The sequence below is a fragment of the Lysinibacillus sp. RU7 genome (assembly GCF_057837305.1).
On record NZ_JBYQFK010000347.1, the window covers coordinates 1 to 231 of the forward strand.

1 protein-coding gene is annotated in these 231 nt (G+C 63.6%); it reads left to right on the plus strand.

The window, feature by feature from the left end:
• A partial coding sequence (locus AC3II9_RS22665; RefSeq protein WP_489159049.1) for an ABC transporter permease subunit occupies positions 1–231 on the plus strand: 231 nt, incomplete at both ends.

Sequence of the window (231 nt, forward strand, 5' to 3'; positions counted from 1 at the left end):
GGCGACGGCGCTCGCCTTCTCGCTGGGATCCATACTCGGCTTCACCGCAGCGGTGGTAGGCGGCTGGTTCGACTCGCTGCTGTCGCGCTTCGTCGATCTCCTGATGTCGATCCCGACCCTGATTTTCGCCCTCGTCGTGCTGTCGGTGCTGCCAGCCAATATCCTGACGCTCATCCTGGTCATGGGCATCCTCGATTCGACGCGCGTCTATCGTCTGTCGCGCGCCGTTGC